This is a genomic window from Solibacillus kalamii, from assembly GCF_002174535.1.
Classification (GTDB): domain Bacteria; phylum Bacillota; class Bacilli; order Bacillales_A; family Planococcaceae; genus Solibacillus; species Solibacillus silvestris.
In genome coordinates, this window is the sequence record NZ_NHNT01000001.1 from 254,219 (window position 1) to 276,157 (window position 21,939).

Sequence of the window (21,939 nt, forward strand, 5' to 3'; positions counted from 1 at the left end):
TTATTCCTCCTCTTGCTTTGACTGCTTAAGCATTAGCATGGCACTTTGCGCTGCTTGCTGCTCAGCCTCTTTCTTTGATTTTCCACGGCCAATACCTAACTCTTGGCTGTTTAACAATACGCGTGAAACGAATGTTCGATTATGTGCTGGACCTTTTTCATCAACTATTTCGTAATTTAAAAGGCCGTTATTTGTTTGTTGAATAATTTCTTGTAATTGACTTTTAAAATCCATCACATGCGAAAAAGCACCGACTTCAACTTTAGGGAATACGACACGTTCTAAAAATGCGACAACAACTTCTAAACCTTGATCTAAATAAAGGGCTCCGACAAATGATTCAAATACGTCAGCAAGCAATGCCGGACGTTCACGACCACCTGTTAATTCTTCGCCTTTACCTAATAATACAAATTGTCCGAAGTTCAATTCGTTCGCAAAAACAACTAGTGATGGCTCACATACGATTGATGCACGTAATTTCGTAAGTTCCCCTTCGCTCATATGCGGAAATTTTTCAAATAAATATTTTGATACAGATAACTCTAATACAGCGTCCCCTAAAAATTCCAATCGCTCGTTGTCCGTAAATAATTTGCGGCGATGCTCATTCACATAAGATGAATGTGTAAATGCTTGATATAATAAATCTTTATTCTGGAAATGAATGTTCATTTCGTTTTCTAAAATTTCAAATTGTGATTTTACTTTTTCAGGGAGTACACCGGGTTTCTGGTTGTTCCCTTTTTTTCTATAGGTCATGTAATTCTGCCTTCCTTCTAGTTTCTATCGTTTAGTTTACCTTGTTCTATAGCATTGTGCAAAGGGTATCAGTCAAAAACCTATCAAATTTCACTATATTTATTCAGCCCACTAGAAATGGCAATTTAACGAAATTTTCAGACGTAAAAAAGGCTGTACAAAAGTCGTTGTGACTTAGTACAGCCTGGTGTTTTATAAATGAATTAGCTAATTTTGCTTTCGATGTATGAAATTGCATTACCAACTGTTGCAATTTTTTCTGCATCTTCATCAGAAATTTCCATATCGAACTCATCTTCAAGTTCCATTACTAACTCAACAACGTCTAATGAATCTGCACCTAAATCCTCACGGAATGATGCTTCTAATTTCACTTCGCTTTCGTCAACGCCTAAACGGTCAACGACTACTTTTGAAACACGCTCAAATACTGTAGACAAATCAGTCACCTCCCCTCAAGAATTCTAACCCTGTTGATTTCCGTTACGGGCACGCTTTCCGCGGGCGTGGCCTGAGCCTGTAGTCTCAGGCATCACGCTTATCCCGCAGGAAGCTCGCTTGTAGCGAAAGGCATCGCCGGCAGCTACACTCGGCCCTTCACTCCAATCAACTAGATGGCTTATATTTCAATAATATTAAGCCATTACCATGCCGCCGTCTATTTGGAGCGTTTGGCCTGTAATGTAGTTGGAACTGTCTGATGCGAAAAATACGACAGCTTTTGCGATATCTTCCGGTTGACCTAGTTTTGCCAACGGAATTTGTTTAAGCATACCTTCTTTCAAATCCTCCGGTAAGCCTTCCGTCATTTCCGTTGTAATAAAACCTGGTGCAATTGCATTGACTAAAATATTACGAGACGCAAGCTCCTGTGCAGTTGTTTTCGTCAGACCGATCACACCCGCTTTTGCCGCTACATAATTAGCCTGTCCAGCATTTCCGGCAACCCCAACGATTGAAGAAATATTAATGATGCGACCTGCACGCTGTTTCATCATTTGACGCGTAACAGCTTTTGTACAAAGGAAAACACCTTTTAAATTCGTATTGATGACATCATCCCATTCGTCATCTTTCATACGCATTAATAAATTATCGCGAGTGATGCCCGCATTGTTTACTAAAATGTCGATCGAACCATACGTATCAAGCGCTGTTTTCATTAAATTCTGCACAGAATCCGTATCTGCCACATTCGCCTGTACGGCAATTGCTTCGCCGCCATTTGCTTTAATTTCTTCTACAACTTCCTGCGCCTTTTGCTCGCTCCCGCTATAATTGACAACGACTTTTGCCCCTTCACTTGCCAATTGTAATGCGATCGCGCGACCAATGCCACGGGATGCCCCTGTTACGACAGCACATTTCCCTGCTAAACCCATTGTTTCCACTCCTTTGATGCCTCAACAACTTGTGTCAAACTCGCCTCATCATATACACAGTATGTTTGTACATTGCGGTCAATTTTTTTCACTAAGCCTGATAATACTTTTCCTGGTCCGCACTCGATAAAGACCGTTACCCCTTCAGCAATAAGCTTTTCAATGTTTTGTTGCCATTGTACGGAGCTTGTTACTTGGGCTACCATTTCTTCTTTAATCGCTTCAACAGTTGTTAAGAGCTCTGAAGTCACATTGCTCACTACCGGAATGTTTGGTTCCTGTAATGGTAAATTTGCTACCGTATTCTTTAAATTATGTGCCGCTTCCTGCATTAATGAACTATGGAAAGGACCGCTTACGACTAATGGTAAAGCTCGTTTTGCTCCTGCTTCCTTCGCTCTTTTACATGCTTCGTCAACACCTTGTTTCGTCCCTGAAATCACAATTTGGCCCGGACAGTTGAAGTTCGCTACTTGAACGACTTCTCCTTCAGCGGATACTTGCTGGCAAATGGCGTCTAGTTTTTCTCCGTCTAACGCCAATATAGCTGCCATTGCTCCTTGACCTGCAGGTACTGCCTCGTCCATAAATACACCCCGTCTATGAACCGTTTGAACTGCATCTTCAAAATCAATTACTCCTGAAATGACAAATGCACTGTACTCTCCTAATGAATGTCCCGCAGTATATTGCGGTGCAATACCAGCTTCAATCAGCTTATTTGCGATCATCACCCCTGATGTCAATAAAGCCGGCTGAGCATGGTATGTCAGTGTCAATGTTTCTTGTGGACCCTTTAACATATAGTCCGATAATGGAAGGTTTAACACTTCGTCCGCTCGTTTATAATACTGTTTGCTTACTTCATCATTCGCAACAAACTCCGCACCCATCCCTACAGTTTGTGAACCTTGTCCTGGAAAAATAAAAGCAATTTTTGTCATTTGATAATCCCCTTTGTAAATACGCTTATTCTGGCTTTGGCAATTGCTCGATTTTTTCGGCAATTGTTTCGCATACTTTATGCTCTACCATAATTGTCGCTTGACGAATCGCACTGTAAATCGCACGTGCATTCGATGAACCATGTGCTTTAATAACAGGTGCTTTCAGGCCGAATAAAGCCGCCCCACCGTATTCTGTATAGTCCATTTTACCTTTTAGCTGTTTTAAGTCATTCTTTACTAATGCAGCAGCAATTTTCGTTTTTGTCGTAGCAAATAACGCTTCCTTCAACATTTTGAATACCGTGCCTGCCGTACCTTCGATTGTTTTCAGCACCATATTGCCTGTAAACCCGTCCGTTACGACCACATCAGCGACCCCATTCAGCAATTCTCGTGCTTCTACATTGCCTTCAAAGTTAAAATCCGCTTCTTTTAGTAATGTGAATGACGCTTTTGTTAATTCATTCCCTTTTTTATCTTCAGTACCGATATTTAATAATCCAATTCGAGGTGCTTTTTGACCGCGAACTTGCTTCACATATATATCTCCCATAATTGCGTACTGTAATAAGTTTTCAGGTTTTGCATCTGCATTGGCACCTAAATCAAGCATAAGGAAGCCGTCGCCATTAATTGTCGGTAAAGTAGTTGCTAATGCAGGACGCGCTACTCCATCAATACGTCCTACTTTGAAAAGTCCGCCTGCCATTAAGGCACCAGTATTCCCTGCCGATAAACAAGCGTCCGCCTTTCCTTCAGCAACTGCATCCAGCATACGAGCCATTGAAGAATCTTTTTTACGGCGTACTGCGCGTGCCGGATCGTCCTCTGCCTCTACAACTTCACTACAATGAATAACCGTTAAGCGTTCGTGATTTTTTAAATATGGCGCCATTTTCTGTTCATCGCCATATAAATCAATCGTTAATTTCGGAAAATCTTCAAGCGCAATAAAGACTCCTTCTATGATTGCTTGTGGTGCGTTATCTCCGCCCATACCATCTACTGCTATTTTCATGTTGTTTCTTCACCTTTCATCCGATACATTTCAAACTCTCCCTTGAAAACTACTTCATTATCAACGGAAGAAGTCACTTCGATAAATGTACGGTTTTTATCAGGGTTTTTCCCTTTTACAACAGCCTTCGTTACGACACGATTGCCTGCACGAACCGGCTTAACGAAAGCTACATTTGATTTTACAGTAAGGGCAAGCTCATCATCAATTACTGCAACCGCCAAAGAATTGGCCTGTGCAAATAAATGGTGACCGCGCGCTATGCCGTTGCGCTGGAAAACATGTTCTTCTCCAACATCAAATATTGAAATTGCCCGATTATCCAGCTCTATATCAATAATTTCACCGATGACCTCATCAAGTGGCAACGATTTTACTTCATCATATTTTTTAGCAGCAACATCTTTAATACGTTCACGCAATTCCGGAATAGCGAGTTCCATGCGATCCAATCGAATTGTTTGAACGCTCACATTAAATTCAGCTGCTAATTGTTCATCTGTCACGAAAGGATTGTCTGCGATCTGTTCAGTCAATAACGACTGTCGCTCTTTTTTGGAACGCTTCATCGTATTTGTTACCTACCTTTAATTTTCTAAAAGATTAGTATTAGCACTTGGTACTAATATCAATATACATGTATAAAAAAAAGAACGCAACAACTTTTTGTTGCGTCCTTGAAATCTTAAGCTTCCAAGCTTAGCTGCCACAGCACACCAAACTTATCTGTTACTTGCCCATAGCACTTGCTCCAAAAGGTCTCCTGTAACTCCATTACGATCTTTCCGCCTTCTTTTAAACCATCGAAAATAAATCGGATTTCCTGCTCATCTTTTGACGTATAGGCAATGCTGATATTGTCCCCTACCGTCACTTGCGGAGAGCCCGGATACGTATCGGAAAACATCATTTGACCTTCCTCCAGTTCAATTTGTGCATTCATGACCAAATCTTTTGCTTCTGGCGGAATAGGGTGTTCAGGATTTGGCGGTAATTCTCCAAATGTTGAAATCGTTACACTTTTGGCATTAAACAGTTCTGCATATAACACTACTGCCTCTTTTGCTCGTCCATTTAACACAAAATACGGATACATGTTTCCCATCTTATTACCTCTTTTCAGCATTTTATTTTTAAGTAGCCTAAATAGTTTTCCACCAATTACAGGTTCTAACCGTTTAATCGATTCGTTCTCCTTGCATAACTCCAGAAGCCGTTAAATCTTCTCGTAAAAATTCATATTCCTGATCTTTCCAGAATGCTTCATCATAGAGCATTTTCTCTGCATCCTGTCTAGCAGTTTCAAGTGCCCGGTAATCATGGACAAGGTCGGCCAATTTAAATTCCGGCAGCCCGCTTTGCCGTTTTCCGAAGAAATCCCCGGATCCGCGCAGCTCCAAATCTTTTTCAGCTAAACGGAAACCGTCATTTGTCTCGGTCATACTCATCATTCGTTCTTTTCCTTCATCTGTTTTCGGGTCGGCAATCAGTACACAATAGGATTGATGTTCTCCACGACCGACACGACCACGCAACTGATGGAGCTGTGCTAAACCAAAACGCTCGGCATCATAAATCGTCATGAATGTCGCATTTGGTACATTTACCCCGACTTCGACAACAGTTGTCGATACAAGTACATGAATTTCTCCATCACTAAATGCACGCATGACCGCGTCTTTTTCGTCGGAATGCAGTCGACCATGCATTAAACCGATTTCAAAACGGTTGCCGAAATATGCTTTCAATTGTTCGTAAGCTTCCACTGCATTTTGCACATCCAGCTTATCGGACTCTTCGATTAACGGCGCAATGACATACGCTTGGCGCCCTGCTTCAAGTTCTTGGGTCATGCGCATCAACACACTGTTCAGCTGCTCTTTTTTCAGCCAATGGGTTTCAATTTCTTTACGCCCGGCAGGCAACTCATCGATAATCGAGACATCCATCTCGCCAAAAGCTGTTATCGCCAATGTACGCGGAATCGGTGTTGCGGTCATGAACAGCACATCCGGATTTTCGCCTTTTTCACGCAGTACACGACGTTGTTCTACACCAAAACGATGCTGTTCATCTGTAATGACAAACCCTAACTTTTTGAATTCCACATCCGGCTGAATGAGTGCATGTGTCCCAATGAGAATTTCGATTTCTCCTGCTGCAAGTTGTGCCAATAATTCACGGCGTGCCTTTGTCTTTGTCGAGCCCGATAATAATGCTATCTTAACGCCAATCGGATCAAACCACATATGCAGGTTTTCTGCATGTTGCTCTGCTAAAATTTCGGTCGGCGCCATTAGAGCCCCTTGATATCCTGCCGTTACAGCTGCATATAGTCCGATCGCTGCCACGACAGTCTTTCCAGATCCTACATCCCCTTGAAGCAGACGGTTCATACGTTGCGGCAATAACAAATCTTTGCAAATTTCATTGACAACCCGCTTTTGGGCACCTGTAAGCTCATATGGCAATGTTGCAATAAATGCTTTTAATTTTTCCAGATCAAAGCGAACGGAAATTCCTTTTTCATTTTCCTTATTCGCTTTTCTCAGTGCTTGAATACGCAGCTGGAACTGCAGTAATTCCTCATATACGAAGCGGCGGCGGGCCTGTTTTGCATGATCTGCATTTAGCGGAAAATGCACCCCTTCGAGCGCTTCTTGAATATTAACTAACTGATAGCTTTCACGCAGATAATTTGGCAATGTTTCAGGCAGTTCTTCCTTCACAGTATCCAACGCTTGGCGCATATATTTACGGAAGCGCTTTTGTTGAATATTCCCTTTCAAGCTATAAACAGGCTCAAAATCCACTTGTTCTGTTTTCGGCCCGAATGTCACGGATGATCCGACAATAACTTGACGTCCACGATCCCATTTACCGGTTACCGTAATGATGCCGCCAGTTGAAATTTTTTGCCGTAAATAATTTTGATTGAAAAATACGACTTTTATTAAATGTCTTCCTGCAAGGGCCGTAAATTGCAGACGGGATTTATTTTTCCCTAAAAATAATACAGTCGGTTCACTTTCGACACGTGCTTCAATCGTCACACGCTCATTATGCGGTGTTTCAGTTAAATCTTTTAATCGAAAATCTTCATGGCGGTATGGAAATGTCCAAATCAAGTCATGGATTGTCTCGATGCCAATTTTCATTAAATTTTCGGCTGTTTCTTTTCCGATTCCTTTTAATTGTGAAACTGGCTCATGAATCATTGTCGACACTTCCTTTACGAATTATTTATCCCGCATTAACGGGTAGTAAATGCCCGCCTCTAGACTGAAGCAGAGCGAAGGTGATCGGCGGGAATTAACTACCCGTAAAAGCCCGATTGGTTCAACTACCAATCAGTGGGGTATGAACCCCCTGATTGAAGTTTCACTTTATAGTTTAACAATATCATAAAATGGGTGCATACGTTCTCTCATAAACTAAAAAAAGAACACAAAAATTTGTGTTCAATTTTTTATTAATTCAATGCAATATTATAACAAAGAGATAACTTGCGTATTAAATTATATTATTCATAAACAAACGTTAGTTACTGCCTACACGAGATTTGAGCAGGCTTTTCAGGTCTCCGCCTTCAAAGATTGCATGGGTAATCGCTTTGCCCGTTGGTGTTGCGGCTAAACCGCCTCGCGCTGTTTCTTTCAAGTTCGGGCTCATTGCCTGACCGATTCGGTACATTGCGCCAATTACTTCATCACATGGAATGCGGCTTGTCACACCTGCCAATGCCATATCCGCTGCGACTAATGAGTTGGATGCACCCATTGCATTCCGTTTTACACAAGGTACTTCCACTAAGCCCGCAACCGGGTCACATACTAATCCAAGCATATTTTTCAGCGTGATCGCAAATGCTTCCGAACTTTGCTGGGCTGTTCCGCCAGCCATTTCCACAATCGCTGCCGCCGCCATTGCCGATGCACTGCCGACTTCTGCCTGACAGCCGCCTTCTGCACCTGAAATCGAAGCATTGTTCGCAACGATAAATCCAAATGCTCCCGAAGTGAATAAATAGCGAATCATTTGTTCACGTGTCGGATTTAATTTATGCTGAACTGCAAATAATGTTCCTGGAACAACCCCTGCCGAACCTGCAGTTGGTGTTGCACAAATTGTACCCATTGCCGCGTTCACTTCATTTGTTGCAACAGCTTTGCTGACAGCATCAAGTAAGAGATCTCCGGCTAATGTATTACCCTTTTTAATATAGTTTTGAATAAGTACAGCATCGCCGCCCGTTAAACCTGTTACAGACTGTACACCATTTAATCCGCGCTCTACTGCTTCTTCCATAATCGTTAAGTTGCGGTCCATCTGTTTAAAAATATCTTCACGAGAGCGACCTGTAATTAACATTTCCTGCTCAATCATTAACTCGGAAATAAGCTTTCCTTCTCTCTCAGCCAACTCCACTAACTCTCGAACACTGCGGAATAAAACATCCATATTTGTCACCCCTAGTTATTAATTTTCGATACCTTCGTAATATGTGGAATATATGAAATTTGCTCTAACAGACGCTTATCTATATTTTGATCGACTTCAATTACCATTAAAGCAGTTAATCCACGTTCAATACGCGATACTTCCATATGTCCAATATTGACATCATGCATAGCCAAACAATTCGCCACGTTTGCAATACAGCCGGCACGGTCATCATGCACAACCAGAATTGCCGGCATCCCGCCTGTCAGACGCAGCTTAAAGCCATTTACTTCGCTAATCTCAATTTTACCGCCACCAATTGAAATACCTTCAACGCTCATTTCCGATTCATCATCGCCCATTAAAATGCGCGCAGTATTCGGATGCTCTTTATTGGCTGTTTCAGGAATAAACTCAAACTGTAAGCCTGCTTTTTCCGCTTCAGCAAAAGAAGTTTTAATACGTTCATCATCCGTATCGTAATCTAGTAATCCACCGATAATCGCCACATCCGTACCATGACCGCGGTATGTTTCGGCAAAAGAACCGTATAAATAAATTTTCGCCCATTTCGGCTGACGTCCAAACAAATCGCGTGCAACACGTCCAATACGTGCTGCCCCTGCTGTATGTGAAGAGGACGGACCAATCATAACAGGTCCAATAATATCAAAAACCGAAGTAAATTTCATAAAGTTATCCCCCCATATTCTTTTATACTTTCATTTACTCCTAGTGTACTCATTTTTTCTGCAATTAACAAACTTCTTGTTATAAAAACAGAATAATAACCATAATGAGGATTAAACTCCATAAGTTAACGCTGACAATTAAGCGGTTAGATGGATAAATCGATAGAATTATTCCCCTTATTTTCCACCAAATAGGTCTCACTACTGTAAATACCGCAAATTTTGGGCTTATTTACGATGCGCCCGCTTAAGACACTTAAACATAATGAAAGCAGTGCATACTTGAAAGTACACACTGCTTTCACTATTTATTTTATTCTACAGATAAAATGAACGGATACAGGGATTGTTTACCTTCAACAATTTCCACTTCAGCATCCGGATAATTTTCTTCGATAAAGTTTTGTAATTCATCGGCTTGTTCAGCTGTTGCATCTTCACCATAAATGATTGTGATGATTTCTGAATCTTCATCCATCAATCCTTCAAGCACTTTTTTAGCTGCATCCATCATTTCAGGAGTCGATAAAATAATTTTACCTTCAGCCAATGCCATATAATCATCTTTACGGATTTCAACCCCGTCGATCGATGTATCACGCACGGCAAATGTTACTTGACCAGTCTTTACATGTGCAAAGCCTTGTGTCATGTTCGCCTTATTCGTTTCAACTGACTCGGCAGGATTATATGCTAAAATAGCTGCCATTCCTTGAGGAATCGTTTTTGTCGGCACAACCGCTGCTTCAATTTCCAGAAGTTCAACTGCTTGCTCTGCCGCCATAATGATATTTTTGTTGTTCGGTAAAATTAGTACTCGCTCTGCACCAATTTCTTTTACCGCTTTTACGATATCTTCTGTAGAAGGGTTCATCGTCTGTCCGCCTTCAATTACATAAGAAGCACCGATCGAGCGTAGAAGATTGGATACACCTTCACCCATTGCAATCGTTACTATCGCATATGGTACTTTTGTTTTTTGCTGTTTCGCAGGTGCTTGTGGTGCATCGTTGACAATCGCAGAATGCTGTTCACGCATATTGTCTACTTTAATTTTAATTAAGCTACCATATTTTTGACCCGCTGCAAGTACGGCACCTGGAGTTTCCGAGTGTATATGTACTTTTGCAATTTCATCGTCCGAGATGACCAGTAATGAGTCGCCCATCGGATTCAATTCTTGGCGGAACTGCTCTTCATCAAAAGGCGCTTTGTCTTCCTCGAAACGCACCATGATTTCTGTACAGTATCCAAATTCAATGTCAGATGTGTCCATGAAGTCTTGTACACGGTGATGCTCTGCATTAATTAAATCATCCAGTGAAGATTCATTTTTTTCCGGCAGTGGTTCGCCTTTCATAGAAGCAAGGAATCCTTCATAAACGAACAACAATCCTTGGCCGCCACTATCGACAACACCCACTTCTTTTAATACAGGTAAAAGATCCGGCGTGCGGTTTAATGATTGTTTTGCTTCCTCGATAAACGCTTCCATCAAGACAATCATATTTTCTTCTGTTTCAGCAACTTCCACACCTTTTGCCGCCGCTTCGCGAGCAACCGTTAAGATTGTCCCTTCCACTGGTTTCATAACGGCTTTATAGGCAGTATCTACACCAGCCTGGAATGCGTTCGCTAAGCCTTTTGCATCTATTTCAGCTTCCTTTTCAATCGCTTTGCCGAACCCGCGGAATAACTGCGATAAAATTACGCCAGAGTTTCCGCGTGCCCCCATTAGCAAGCCTTTTGATAAAGCCTGAGCTGTTTTACCGATATGTGCATTTACATTGGCTTCTGTTTCATCTGCACCAGATGTCATTGATAAATTCATATTTGTCCCTGTATCACCATCCGGCACAGGGAATACATTTAGCGAATCTACATATGCTGCATTTTGGTATAGGTGATGTGCACCCATTTGTACCATTTCAGCAAATTTAATTCCGTCTAAAGACTTCATTCGATTCATTTCCTCCTCTTACACGTTCGCAACACGAACGCCTTGAACAAAAATATTAACTGATTTAACGCTCATACCTAATGTTTTATTTACTGTATATTTTACTTTGGATTGTACTTGATAAGCGATTTCAGAAATTTTCGTACCATAGCTTACAATAATGTACATATCAATATGTAAGTCATCACCTTCTTGGCGAATGAGCACACCTTTTGCAAAATTCTCTTTTCGTAAAATATCTGTTAATCCATCACGAATCTGATGTTTTGATGCCATGCCTACAATGCCATAGCATTCAATCGCTGCTCCACCAGCAATTTGAGCAATAACATCATTGGATATATCAATATGACCGAATTCGTTATTTAATTCTACTGACATAGTGAATGCCCCCTTGGCTCTATTTGACTAATTTATATTGTACTACACAAAAGTCGATTATAAAAGAAAACGTTCATCTACGTCTAGCCTGAAGTCGTTTTTTTGAATTTCTCTTTATTAAGAATCTCTTTATTTTTAATCTTTCAATAAAGTGAAATTTCAATCAGTTGGGTTCTTTATCCCCACTAATTGCAAAACAACATCATACTATAATAATTTTTTTGCACAACCTATTTAGAGTATTCGACAATTTTCGGTTGTTATACAAGGAAGCATTTTTGAAACATATCACTGACTATTTTGGCTCAATACCAAAATATATGCTTATCCGCACATTCCACTACAGGCGGACGCTTTCCGCGGGCGTGGGCCAATCCTCCTCATCGCTACGTTCTGCGGTGTATCAGCCGTCACGCTTATCCCGCAGGAGTCGCCGCCTTCCGTTCCATGTGCTTATATGCCAACCGACTATTTATTAAGTACCTATTTTGGTCGAGTCCCACTATTAACCGCGAAAAATTCGATATGATTATGCAAAATGGAGATTTTTGCCGGAAGTTGGCTTATTAAGTCTCCGTCAACATTCAGCGGAAGTGCTTCAGTCGCTTTTATATGCATTTCACGTGCATTCAATTTAATAATATTGTCATCGTCCTCATAATTGCCTGTAAGCAAATTTTTAGCCGTACCTACTACTTGTAGTGTGCTCATACTTTTAATAATAAATCCGTGCAAGAGACCGTCTGATTTATCGGCATCTTCATTCAGTTGGCGGAAGCTTCCGACTGAATCGGTTAATATACATATGAAGAGCATCATATTTTCTTTATACGTTTGTCCGTCTGCCGTTACTTCCATTTCGTAGGAGTCATTTTGAATGGCCGCTTTCACTCCTTCAAATAAATAGGCGAGCGATCCAAAAGATGTTTTTTGCTCTACTGACACGTCACCAACCGCTTCTGCCAATAATCCGATTGCAATGACATTCGTGAAATAATGATCGTTTACTTTCCCGATGTCCGCTTTTGTTGTTTTTCCGCCAAGTAACGCTATCGCCTCATCAGGATCAAGCGATATGTCCAACGCACGCGCAAAATCATTGACTGTACCTAATGGAACAACTCCCACAACAGGGCGGTGAGGCTGCTCGGCAATTCCGTTGATTCCTTCATTTAGTGTACCGTCTCCGCCGACTAAAATGACAGCATCATATTGCTCATCACATGCCATTTTAGCAAAGCGGGTCGCATCCTTTTCACCTGCTGTTTCTTTTACAACGACTTCATAATTATGTAATTGTCCGATAATTTTCTTTTCATACTCACTTGCTTTTTCTTTCCCTGAAGATGGATTGATGATGACCATACACTTTTTCATAAATGTTTCCCCCAAATAATTAGTTTATATAGTACATTACCTTTTCCAGGAAGTTTTTAATCCCAATTAAGCAAAATGGGGTGTAAAGGTTTTTTTCTTGAAAGGTTATGTAAAATGTCTTGCACTCATTGACTCTGTATGTTAAATTATTATGGTATGTGAAATAACGAACTGAAATAAAGATTTCAGATTCAGCTGTAAGGAGGAATTTTACAATGCCAAAACAATGCGTAATTACTGGCCGTAAAGCTCGTACAGGCAACAACCGTTCACACGCTATGAACGCTAACAAACGTACTTGGGGTGCTAACCTTCAAAAAGTTCGTATCTTAGTTGACGGTAAGCCAAAACGTGTATGGGTTTCTGCTCGTGCTTTAAAATCAGGTAAAATCGAGCGCGTATAATCGCGTATAGAGTATCAGCAATTTGCTGGTACTCTATTTTTTTGCAAAAAAACCATAAAAAATACAGCCCATAATCGCTATGAGCTGTAGACAGGATCTTTATTTTTCTTTTTTATCTCTACGAAACAACTTCACGCAGCCTCTTGCCACACCGCTTAACCATTTCGGCATTTGGAATGTATATACTTTCAGTGTTGTTCCTCCTTAATCTTTACTCTTTATCATTAAACATATGCCTTCCCTAAATGAAATAGACCCTGTACCTATTATTTCATTGCTTGTGAAACGCGTTGTCCCTTGTTCAATCACTTCATCTGTCGTCTCATATTTAACACTACGCAACGTCACGTTTCGCAGAGTCTTTCCATAGGCAAAAAACGATACGTAAGAATAATAGTCTTCTGTCAAAATATGTTTACCAGGCAGTAAAAATTGAATGATATTATGAGAATTAATGATTTTAAAAGTAATATGAGGATGCTGCTGCTGCATGAGAAATACAGACCGCAATGTCGCTTCATAATGATCTAAACGCCCGCCTGTAACACCCGTTAAAAAGACTTCCTGCGGCTCATATGTGAGTGCCTTCTGCAAGGCTAAGTCTGTATCCGTCTCATCTTTTTCTGCCTGAAATTGTTCAACATGATCTACAACTTCGGAAATCCGCGCAAATTCCTCCGCTGTAATGGAATCAAAATCGCCGACAATGCTATGTGGCTGTATGCCTTTGTCCACTAAATATAATGCACCCCGGTCGACTCCAATCCAGATATCCGGTGTTAAAGAAAAGGCGACCTCATGAACGGGGCCGCCTGAGCAGATTGCCACAATCACTGAATTGCCGCTAATCCTGCTTGTTTAATTTCCTGTAAAGCTTGTGCGCGATCTTCTTTACTGTAAATAGCTGAACCAGCAACAAAAACCGTTGCACCTGCTTTTGCACAAGGTACGATTGTTTCAGCGTTAATTCCGCCATCAATTTCAATTTCGATATTCAAGCCACGTTCTTTTATAATTTTCGATAATGCTTCCACTTTCGGCACAACCGATTCAATGAACTTTTGTCCGCCAAAGCCCGGGTTTACCGTCATAAACAACACCATATCAACATCTTCCAAAATATGCTGTATTGTTTCAATCGGCGTATGCGGATTTAATACAACACCCGGTTTCACACCATGTGAACGAATTAACTGAATCGTACGGTGCAGATGGCGGCATGCTTCAACATGTACCGTAATATAATCTGCGCCCGCTTTCGCAAACTGTTCAATATACTGGTCCGGATTTTCAATCATTAAATGTACGTCCATCGGTAATGTAGAAAGAGGACGAATGGCTTCTAATGCAATCGCACCAAATGAAATATTCGGTACGAAATGACCGTCCATTACATCGATATGAATTAATTCGGCTCCTGCTGCTTCTACTTCTTTTACTTCTTGTCCCAGCTTTGCAAAGTCTGCTGCTAAAATCGATGGTGCAATTTTAATCATGTCTAATACCTCGGCTTTCGGTCAATAATTTCTTGTAAGATTTGTTCATAATGCTCATAGCGGTACGAACGTATTTCTCCCGTTTCTACTGCCTGTTTTACCGCACATTTCGGTTCTTTTATATGCAGACAACCACGGAACTTACAATTCTCGCTAATACGTTCGAACTCTGGTAAACAGGATGTCAGCTCTTCTTTTTCTATCTTTTCAAAATCAAAAGAACTAAAGCCTGGTGTATCCGCCAATAGTCCGCCGCATACTTCAATCAACTCGACGTGGCGAGTTGTATGTTTCCCGCGCCCTAAACTTTTTGAAATAATACCTGTTTTTAAATCAAGCTCAGGAAGCAATGTATTTAATAATGTTGACTTTCCGACACCTGACTGGCCGGCAAGCACCGATGTTTTTTCTTGCAAGTATGGTTCAATTTTCTCCAGCAATGTTGGATCATCAATGTATGTTTCGATAATGTCATAGCCGATTTCTTTATAGTCGTCAATGTATATTTGTAAATGTGCACGTTCTGCATCATTTAATAAATCCATCTTCGTTAAAATAATGATCGGCTGTACATGGAACGACTCGAGCACGACTAAAAAACGGTCGAGCAGTACTGTATTAAAATCCGGTTCTTTTGCGGAAAACACAAGTAATGCCTGATCCACATTCGCAATCGGTGGTCGAACGAGTTCATTGTTACGTTCCAGTATTTTATCGATGGAACCATCCGATTCCCCATCATAGGAATATTCCACAAAATCGCCGACTAGTGGTGATTCTCCGCGATTACGGAAAATCCCACGAGCGCGACATTGAATTAAATTGCCGTCTTTTTCAACATAATAATAACCGCTTAATGCTTTTCGAATTTGGGCTTGCGCCATCCAATTCCTCCTTATTCCGCCAATTCTTCATACGTAATTGTTTTATTTTCGATTACATTGTTATCCCGTACAATCTGATAGGCTGCTTTGTCCCCTTCAACGATGACCAGCTTAATTGTATATAAAGTATCTTCATTAATTGTTAACTTTTCTACAGGCTCTGCCATTGTACGTGTTTTGTCTTGAATGTAAATGGAGACCTCTTGCTCAATCCCTTCTTCAAAAGGCTCGTACGGAATTTCAATTGTTTTTGTATAGAACTTTTCCTGTTTTGCTTTTGGTCCTTTTGAGATGACGACATTAATTGTGCCACCTTTTTCAAGCTTCGTGCCTGCTTTTGGTGTTTGACTGATTACTTCACCAGCCGGTTTATCCGAATATTCTTCACCAGTTACATTCACTTTAAAACCTGAGCTTTTTTCATATTCTGAACGGTTCGCATCATTAAACGCCATCAAGTCCCGCACCGTTACTTGTTCCTGTCCTCTACTAACTGTTAATACAACATCTGTCTCATTGACGTGAATTTCCTCTCCGGCTTCCGGTGTTTGACCGATAATCTCGCCCGCTGCATGCTCTGAAGAATATTCCTCTCTAAAATCATAGCTATTATATTCTTCTAACTCATCGATTACTTCATCACGCTGTTTACCGACGAAATCCTCCATCTTTGTCAATTCCTTACCGATACTGACGATTAAATCCACCGTAGTTCCTTTATCACGTTCCCGACCTGCTTGCGGATTCGTTTCAATGATATTTCCGGATTCAATTTCTTCATTGTTGCGTTCCTCTTGTTCGCCAATAACGAAACCTTGCTCTTCTAAAATTCGAATCGCTTCTTCAACCGTCATATCTGTCACATCTTCTATGACTACTCTATTTGGTGTTAAAAGAACAGCTGCTACTACTGCACCAATTGCTAAAAGAACTAATAGACCAACGATAAGCGGCCACTTTTTCTTTTTCTTTTTTGGCTTTAGCGGCTTCGGTTCTTCCTCTGCAGGCTGTTTTGAATCGATCCGGACTGTCTGTTCCGTAATGCCGGTAGATGGCTCCTGAACCGGGACAGGTACAGGCTTCGGATCTTTTATAATTGGCATTAGCTTTGTCGCCCCATTATCAACCGGCGGCATAAATTTAGGTTCATTCACCCGTTGTAATGATAAACATGTATTTAAATCTTCTTCCATCTCTTCTGCATTGCTGTAGCGGTGGTTTTGATCTTTTGCTGTTGCCTTTAATACGATATTTTCCACGCTTTGCGGAATGCTTGCATCGAATTCACGTACGGAAGGTGTTTCCGCCTGCAGATGCTTTAACGCAATAGATACAGCAGATTCCCCTGAAAATGGCAATTCACCTGTTAAAAGCTCATAAAAAACGATTCCAAGTGCATATATATCGGACTTCATCGTTGCTACACCGCCGCGTGCCTGCTCCGGCGATAAATAATGGACTGTTCCGATGACTGAGTTCGTTTGCGTGAAGCTTGTTGCTCCAAGCGATGTCGCAATCCCGAAATCAGTGATTTTCACATTTCCTTCTTCGTCCATCAATATATTTTGAGGCTTTATATCTCGATGAATAATTCCGTTTTCATGTGCATGGGCAATTGCCGATGTAAGCTGCTTCATTATATGGGCACTACGCGCTGCAGATAAAGGTGAAAACTCTTGTATGTATTGTTTTAATGTTTTCCCTTTAATGTATTCCATGACAATATAGTGCATATCCCCATCTTCGCCAACATCATAGATGCTTACGATATTTGGATTAGTCAAACTTGTTGCAGACAATGCTTCACGCTGGAAACGACGGTGCAATTCTTCTTCATTCGATAAATCATAACGCAATATTTTAATTGCGACGTCACGGCTTAAAATAATGTCGTGTGCCAAATATACATTTGACATACCGCCTCCGCCAATTAATTTTAAAATTTTATAACGGCCACTTATATGTTTTCCTACTAGCATTGTTACACCTCCTGCACCGTTGTCATTAAGATAAGGGAAATATTATCTTCTCCACCACGCTCATTTGCTAATTGGACTAATTTTTTTCCTTTTTCCTGAACGGAAACCTGTGTAGTAATAATCTTACCCATTTCCTCTGTAGACAGTTTATTACTTAACCCGTCGGAACAAATGAGTAAAAAGGCCTCATTTGATAGAGTGATTTCATAAAAATCAGGTTCAATCGAAATTTCTGTACCGAGTGCTTTTAAAATAAAGTTCCGTTGAGGATGATTTTGTGCCTCTTCTTCACTAATCTCTCCATTTTCCAATAAAATATTTACATAAGAATGATCTCTTGTTACTAACTTTACTGTTTCGTTTGTAATATGGTATACACGACTGTCGCCAACATGGCTTATCGTGCAATCATTCTTATCAAGCAACACAGCGATCATTGTCGTACCCATACCTTGACAATTTTCATGTGTTAATGAGTAATGATATATTTTTTGATTAATATGTGACACCGCATTACGCAACCATTCCAGCTTTAACTGTTTAGTTGCAAAATTTTCTGCATTTTCCTGTTTAAAGAGTGCATGCATTTCGGTAATAACCATTTCACTCGCTACATCACCAGCATTATGACCACCCATACCATCTGCTAAAATCGCAAGCTTAAAATGATCGGGGCGCTCAAAAAACGCGGCCCGATCTTCATTTATTTTTCGCTTTAACCCAATATCACTTTCCACTGTAAAGTTCACTATAGTCCACCTACTTTGTTTCGTGTGATCGTTCTTGTGCACGTAACTGGCCACATGCAGCTGCAATATCTGCACCTTGCTCACGGCGGATTGTTACGTTAATACCTTGCTCCTTAAGCGTTCTTTCAAAAGCAAAAATTTTACTGCGTGATGTACGAATATAATCACGTTCCGGCACGTAGTTAATCGGAATTAAGTTAACATGACATTTAATATTTTTGATTAGCTTTGCCAGTTCCATTGCTACTTCTTCTGTATCATTTTGACCTGACATTAAACCGTATTCAAATGTAACACGACGCCCTGTTTTCTTCGTATAGTATTTTACTGCTTCCATCAACTCTTCTAATTTATATGCTTTGGCAATCGGCATTAATTTCTGACGGGCCTCTTGGTTCGGTGCGTGAAGAGAAACCGCAAAGTTAATTTGCATGCCTTCATCTGCAAATTCATAGATTTTCGGTACAATTCCCGAAGTCGAAACCGTAATATGACGGGCCCCAATATTTAATCCTTTGTCATCGTTCATAATTTTAAGGAAGTTCATCATCGCATCGTAGTTGTCAAACGGCTCACCGATTCCCATGATAACAATTGAAGATACACGCTCTTCTGTTGCGTCAAGCTGTTGCTGAACTTTTACGACCTGCTCAACAATTTCACCCGCCATTAAATGACGTTTCAAGCCACCTAACGTAGATGCACAGAATGTACAACCGATACGGCAGCCTACTTGTGTCGTTACACAAATTGAATTACCGTAATCATGGCGCATCAATACAGTTTCAATTGAATAGCCGTCTTGCAGCTGGAATAAAAACTTGATCGTGCCATCTTTTGATTCTTGTTTAATAATTGTCGATAGTGTCGTTAATGCAAACTCGGCCTCAAGTTTTTCACGCAATGCTTTCGGCAAGTTTGACATTTCTTCAAATGTTTGGACACGCTTTTCATAAAGCCATTCATAAATTTGCGCTGCCCGGAAAGCCTTTTCTCCATTTGCTGTCAGCCATTCCTTCATTTCATCTAGACGTAATGAGTAGACAGAAGGTTTTAACTGTGGCTTTTCTTTCTTCGCACGACGTACCGGTTTATCTGCTGTTTCTTCCACTAAATCCTGAATTCGTTCATCAAATTGTTTTAATTGTTCTTGCTCCATTAGTTAATTGGACGCTCCTTTTTTTACGAATGCAGCTACGAAAAATCCGTCACTGCCTATATCTTGCGGGAATACTTGCAGCATCCCGTCCTGTTGCTTCGCTTCTAGTTGTGTTGGTAAATTTTCAATCGGCACCAAGTTCATTTCAGGGTGCTCTTTTAAGAAGGCTTGTACCGTACCTTCATTTTCACTACGGTCTACTGTGCACGTTGAATACACTAATCGTCCGTCTTGCTTTAATAGCTGGACTGCATTATTTAAAATCGAAAGCTGAATTGTTTGCAGGCTCTCTAAATCTTCTTCTCGCTTTGTATATTTAATATCCGGCTTGCGTCGCATTACGCCCAAACCTGAGCAAGGTGCGTCAACCAGAATCGCATCATAGCCTTCCTTTTGTAGGAAGCCTGCTGCTTTTCTTCCGTCAAGCGGGGCTGTTTCGATAATATTCAATCCTAGACGCGCAACATTCTCTTCGATTAAATCCAATTTTTTCGGATGAAGATCGGTCGCTAAAATCGAGCCTTCGTTTTTCATAACTTCAGCAAGATGCGTTGTTTTCCCTCCTGGTGCTGCACACATATCAAGTACTTTCATACCTGGCTGCGGATTCAGCACTTTTGCCGGCAGCATCGAGCTTTCATCCTGAATCGTAATAAGCCCATTTCGGAACGCTCCCGTACGTGCAGCCTGCCCGCTTTCAAGATGCAGACATTCAGGTATATATTCACTGCGGCGCGCTTTTACACCTTCACGTTCAAGCGTTGTCAATACTTGTTCAACAGTTGCTTTCGTCGTGTTGACACGTACTGTCTGCAATGGTGCAATATTATTTTCAAGCAGCATTTCACGTGTTTTATCATAGCCGTAGCTTTCAACCCATCGATCGACCAGCCATTGCGGGTGGCTCGTTTCGATTGCCAGACGCTCATTTGCATCTTCTATTAAATCGGTTGAACGAACACCTTCACGTAAAATTGAACGTAAAATACCATTTACCATTGAGGCAATCCCTTTATGGCCTCGTCGTTTTGCAATTTCCACTGCTTCATTGACAGCGGCGTGTGCAGGAATACGTGTTAAATACTGCATTTGATAGAGCGACATACGCAACAGCCAGCGCACCCAAATATCCACTTTTCCGCGAATAAATGGCTCCAGATAATAATCCAGTGTCAGTTTATGCTGCAATGTTCCATATGTGAGCTCTGTTAAAAGGCCGCGGTCTTTCGCATCGATTTTATATTTTTCAATCGTTTGGTGTAATAATAAATTACTGTATGCCTGGCTTTTATCGATCGTCAGTAAAATCGTTAAAGCGGCATCCCGCACATTACCGTCCCAAATTACTTGTTTCTTTTTACTCATTCAAAACGGTCCCCAATCTGTAATTTCGAGCCCGTACCACGTAAAAACTCTTCTGCTGTCATGCGTTTCTTCCCTGCTGGTTGTACATCATACAGCGCCAATGTACTGCCATCGCCTGTCGCTACTTCAAAATGATCTTTTTCAATTTTTACGACTTCTCCCGGTGCAGCATTTGTTGCAGTTTCCCCAACCTTTGCTGCCCAGACTTTAAAGTTTGCCCCTTCAAATGTCGTATAGGCAACAGGCCAAGGGTGTAATCCACGCACTTGATTATACAATGCACGCGCTTCACTATTCCAATCAATCAACTCCTGCTCACGGCTAATATTGCGCGCAAATGTTACGAGTGATTCATCCTGTGGAATTCGGGCATTTGTTCCGTCGATAATCGATGGCATTGTTTCTTTTAATAGTTCACGACCTACTGCACTTAATTTATCAAACATTGTACCTGTATTGTCTGTATCTTCAATGGCAATTTCCCGTTGTGAAATAATATCCCCGGCATCCAGTTTTTCCGCCATATACATAATCGTTACACCCGTTGTTGCCTGTCCATCGATAATTGCCTGATGAATTGGTGCACCGCCTCGATATGCAGGTAATAATGATGCGTGGACATTAATACAACCTAATCGAGGTGCTTCAAGCAGTTCTTTCGGCAAAATCTGTCCAAATGCCGCTGTTACGACAATATCCGCATTTAACGCCAAAATTTCTTCCAGCTCCTGTGAACCGCGCAGCTTTTCAGGCTGAATAACCGGTAAGCCTAGTCGTAGTGCTTCTTCTTTTACAGGTGGCGGCGTTAATACTTTTTTACGCCCAACTGGACGATCCGGCTGTGTAACAACTGCTGCGATGTCATAGCCTTCTTCATGAAGCATACGCAAAATTGGCGCTGAAAAGGCAGGTGTTCCCATAAATACGATTTTTGTCATCGA

22 protein-coding genes are annotated in these 21,939 nt (G+C 41.1%); 1 reads left to right on the forward strand and 21 read right to left on the reverse strand.

Annotation, left to right across the window (positions count from 1 at the left end; translation table 11 throughout):
* The 13 genes from rnc to CBM15_RS01280 all read right to left on the reverse strand — a co-directional run bounded on the left by rnc (position 1) and on the right by CBM15_RS01280 (position 12,962).
* The gene (gene rnc, locus CBM15_RS01220) at positions 1-762 is read right to left on the reverse strand and encodes a ribonuclease III (RefSeq protein WP_008403326.1); all 762 of its coding nucleotides are present in this window, start codon (positions 760-762) and stop codon (positions 1-3) included.
* A gap of 203 nt (positions 763-965) precedes the next feature.
* Positions 966-1,202, reverse strand: a complete 237-nt coding sequence (acpP, locus tag CBM15_RS01225; protein WP_008403327.1) for an acyl carrier protein — start codon at positions 1,200-1,202, stop codon at positions 966-968.
* Positions 1,203-1,397: 195 nt separating this feature from the next.
* Positions 1,398-2,144, reverse strand: a complete 747-nt coding sequence (fabG, locus tag CBM15_RS01230) for a 3-oxoacyl-[acyl-carrier-protein] reductase (protein WP_087615435.1) — start codon at positions 2,142-2,144, stop codon at positions 1,398-1,400.
* Complete coding sequence (fabD, locus tag CBM15_RS01235; protein ID WP_087615436.1) at positions 2,135-3,088, reverse strand: ACP S-malonyltransferase; 954 nt, start codon at positions 3,086-3,088, stop codon at positions 2,135-2,137. The genes fabG and fabD overlap by 10 nt, the downstream gene beginning before the upstream one ends.
* A gap of 25 nt (positions 3,089-3,113) precedes the next feature.
* Complete coding sequence (gene plsX, locus CBM15_RS01240) at positions 3,114-4,109, reverse strand: phosphate acyltransferase PlsX (RefSeq protein WP_008403330.1); 996 nt, start codon at positions 4,107-4,109, stop codon at positions 3,114-3,116.
* Positions 4,106-4,678, reverse strand: a complete 573-nt coding sequence (gene fapR / locus CBM15_RS01245; RefSeq protein ID WP_008403331.1) for a transcription factor FapR — start codon at positions 4,676-4,678, stop codon at positions 4,106-4,108. Before fapR ends, plsX begins: the two co-directional genes overlap by 4 nt.
* 116 nt (positions 4,679-4,794) lie before the next feature.
* On the reverse strand, positions 4,795-5,214 hold the full coding sequence (locus CBM15_RS01250; RefSeq protein WP_008403332.1) for a VOC family protein: 420 nt from the start codon (positions 5,212-5,214) through the stop codon (positions 4,795-4,797).
* 73 nt (positions 5,215-5,287) lie between these two features.
* Positions 5,288-7,327, reverse strand: coding sequence for an ATP-dependent DNA helicase RecG (gene recG / locus CBM15_RS01255; protein WP_087615437.1), 2,040 nt, complete (start codon positions 7,325-7,327; stop codon positions 5,288-5,290).
* A 322-nt stretch (positions 7,328-7,649) separates the two neighbouring features.
* Positions 7,650-8,570, reverse strand: a complete 921-nt coding sequence (gene sdaAA / locus CBM15_RS01260; protein WP_087615438.1) for an L-serine ammonia-lyase, iron-sulfur-dependent, subunit alpha — start codon at positions 8,568-8,570, stop codon at positions 7,650-7,652.
* Between the two features lie 11 nt (positions 8,571-8,581).
* Positions 8,582-9,244 carry an L-serine ammonia-lyase, iron-sulfur-dependent subunit beta gene (gene sdaAB / locus CBM15_RS01265; RefSeq protein ID WP_008403337.1) on the reverse strand — a complete coding sequence of 221 codons (663 nt, stop codon included), beginning with the start codon at positions 9,242-9,244 and terminating at the stop codon, positions 8,582-8,584.
* Positions 9,245-9,557: 313 nt separating this feature from the next.
* Complete coding sequence (locus CBM15_RS01270) at positions 9,558-11,204, reverse strand: DAK2 domain-containing protein (protein ID WP_087615439.1); 1,647 nt, start codon at positions 11,202-11,204, stop codon at positions 9,558-9,560.
* Between the two features lie 18 nt (positions 11,205-11,222).
* Entirely contained in the window at positions 11,223-11,585 is a 363-nt protein-coding gene (locus CBM15_RS01275; protein WP_008403339.1) for an Asp23/Gls24 family envelope stress response protein, read from the reverse strand.
* 483 nt (positions 11,586-12,068) lie between these two features.
* A complete protein-coding gene (locus CBM15_RS01280; protein WP_087615440.1) occupies positions 12,069-12,962 on the reverse strand; it encodes a diacylglycerol/lipid kinase family protein in 894 nt (297 codons plus the stop codon).
* A 215-nt stretch (positions 12,963-13,177) separates the two neighbouring features.
* Between CBM15_RS01280 and rpmB the strand changes: the two genes are divergently transcribed.
* The gene (gene rpmB / locus CBM15_RS01285) at positions 13,178-13,366 is read left to right on the forward strand and encodes a 50S ribosomal protein L28 (protein ID WP_004227417.1); all 189 of its coding nucleotides are present in this window, start codon (positions 13,178-13,180) and stop codon (positions 13,364-13,366) included.
* 204 nt (positions 13,367-13,570) lie between these two features.
* Here rpmB and CBM15_RS01290 read toward each other — a convergent pair whose 3' ends face one another.
* From CBM15_RS01290 to fmt, 8 genes are read right to left on the reverse strand one after another with little or no spacing between them, the layout of a single operon-like run.
* On the reverse strand, positions 13,571-14,200 hold the full coding sequence (locus CBM15_RS01290; RefSeq protein WP_087615441.1) for a thiamine diphosphokinase: 630 nt from the start codon (positions 14,198-14,200) through the stop codon (positions 13,571-13,573).
* Positions 14,197-14,862, reverse strand: coding sequence for a ribulose-phosphate 3-epimerase (gene rpe, locus CBM15_RS01295; protein ID WP_065216449.1), 666 nt, complete (start codon positions 14,860-14,862; stop codon positions 14,197-14,199). Before rpe ends, CBM15_RS01290 begins: the two co-directional genes overlap by 4 nt.
* Before the next feature lie 2 nt (positions 14,863-14,864).
* Complete coding sequence (gene rsgA, locus CBM15_RS01300) at positions 14,865-15,746, reverse strand: ribosome small subunit-dependent GTPase A (protein WP_087615442.1); 882 nt, start codon at positions 15,744-15,746, stop codon at positions 14,865-14,867.
* 11 nt (positions 15,747-15,757) lie between these two features.
* On the reverse strand, positions 15,758-17,725 hold the full coding sequence (gene pknB, locus CBM15_RS01305; protein WP_087615443.1) for a Stk1 family PASTA domain-containing Ser/Thr kinase: 1,968 nt from the start codon (positions 17,723-17,725) through the stop codon (positions 15,758-15,760).
* Positions 17,726-17,727: 2 nt separating this feature from the next.
* Positions 17,728-18,474 carry a Stp1/IreP family PP2C-type Ser/Thr phosphatase gene (locus CBM15_RS01310; protein ID WP_087615444.1) on the reverse strand — a complete coding sequence of 249 codons (747 nt, stop codon included), beginning with the start codon at positions 18,472-18,474 and terminating at the stop codon, positions 17,728-17,730.
* A gap of 10 nt (positions 18,475-18,484) precedes the next feature.
* Entirely contained in the window at positions 18,485-19,633 is a 1,149-nt protein-coding gene (rlmN, locus tag CBM15_RS01315) for a dual-specificity RNA methyltransferase RlmN (RefSeq protein WP_087615445.1), read from the reverse strand.
* 3 nt (positions 19,634-19,636) lie between these two features.
* The gene (rsmB, locus tag CBM15_RS01320; protein WP_087615446.1) at positions 19,637-20,998 is read right to left on the reverse strand and encodes a 16S rRNA (cytosine(967)-C(5))-methyltransferase RsmB; all 1,362 of its coding nucleotides are present in this window, start codon (positions 20,996-20,998) and stop codon (positions 19,637-19,639) included.
* On the reverse strand, positions 20,995-21,936 hold the full coding sequence (gene fmt / locus CBM15_RS01325; protein ID WP_087615447.1) for a methionyl-tRNA formyltransferase: 942 nt from the start codon (positions 21,934-21,936) through the stop codon (positions 20,995-20,997). Before fmt ends, rsmB begins: the two co-directional genes overlap by 4 nt.
* Positions 21,937-21,939: the final 3 nt, after the last annotated feature.

Excerpts from the sequence above, each read along its gene's own strand:
- rlmN (WP_087615445.1), bottom strand. The coding sequence starts at position 19,633 with ATGGAGCAAGAACAATTAAAACAATTTGATGAACGAATTCAGGATTTA.
- fmt (WP_087615447.1), bottom strand. The coding sequence starts at position 21,936 with ATGACAAAAATCGTATTTATGGGAACACCTGCCTTTTCAGCGCCAATT.
- sdaAB (WP_008403337.1), bottom strand. The coding sequence starts at position 9,244 with ATGAAATTTACTTCGGTTTTTGATATTATTGGACCTGTTATGATTGGT.
- fabD (WP_087615436.1), bottom strand. The coding sequence starts at position 3,088 with ATGACAAAAATTGCTTTTATTTTTCCAGGACAAGGTTCACAAACTGTA.
- rnc (WP_008403326.1), bottom strand. The coding sequence starts at position 762 with ATGACCTATAGAAAAAAAGGGAACAACCAGAAACCCGGTGTACTCCCT.
- CBM15_RS01250 (WP_008403332.1), bottom strand. The coding sequence starts at position 5,214 with ATGGGAAACATGTATCCGTATTTTGTGTTAAATGGACGAGCAAAAGAG.
- CBM15_RS01275 (WP_008403339.1), bottom strand. The coding sequence starts at position 11,585 with ATGTCAGTAGAATTAAATAACGAATTCGGTCATATTGATATATCCAAT.
- pknB (WP_087615443.1), bottom strand. The coding sequence starts at position 17,725 with ATGCTAGTAGGAAAACATATAAGTGGCCGTTATAAAATTTTAAAATTA.
- sdaAA (WP_087615438.1), bottom strand. The coding sequence starts at position 8,570 with ATGGATGTTTTATTCCGCAGTGTTCGAGAGTTAGTGGAGTTGGCTGAG.
- plsX (WP_008403330.1), bottom strand. The coding sequence starts at position 4,109 with ATGAAAATAGCAGTAGATGGTATGGGCGGAGATAACGCACCACAAGCA.
- rpe (WP_065216449.1), bottom strand. The coding sequence starts at position 14,862 with ATGATTAAAATTGCACCATCGATTTTAGCAGCAGACTTTGCAAAGCTG.
- fabG (WP_087615435.1), bottom strand. The coding sequence starts at position 2,144 with ATGGGTTTAGCAGGGAAATGTGCTGTCGTAACAGGGGCATCCCGTGGC.
- rsgA (WP_087615442.1), bottom strand. The coding sequence starts at position 15,746 with ATGGCGCAAGCCCAAATTCGAAAAGCATTAAGCGGTTATTATTATGTT.
- fapR (WP_008403331.1), bottom strand. The coding sequence starts at position 4,678 with ATGAAGCGTTCCAAAAAAGAGCGACAGTCGTTATTGACTGAACAGATC.
- CBM15_RS01280 (WP_087615440.1), bottom strand. The coding sequence starts at position 12,962 with ATGAAAAAGTGTATGGTCATCATCAATCCATCTTCAGGGAAAGAAAAA.
- recG (WP_087615437.1), bottom strand. The coding sequence starts at position 7,327 with ATGATTCATGAGCCAGTTTCACAATTAAAAGGAATCGGAAAAGAAACA.
- rsmB (WP_087615446.1), bottom strand. The coding sequence starts at position 20,998 with ATGAGTAAAAAGAAACAAGTAATTTGGGACGGTAATGTGCGGGATGCC.
- CBM15_RS01270 (WP_087615439.1), bottom strand. The coding sequence starts at position 11,204 with ATGAAGTCTTTAGACGGAATTAAATTTGCTGAAATGGTACAAATGGGT.
- rpmB (WP_004227417.1), top strand. The coding sequence starts at position 13,178 with ATGCCAAAACAATGCGTAATTACTGGCCGTAAAGCTCGTACAGGCAAC.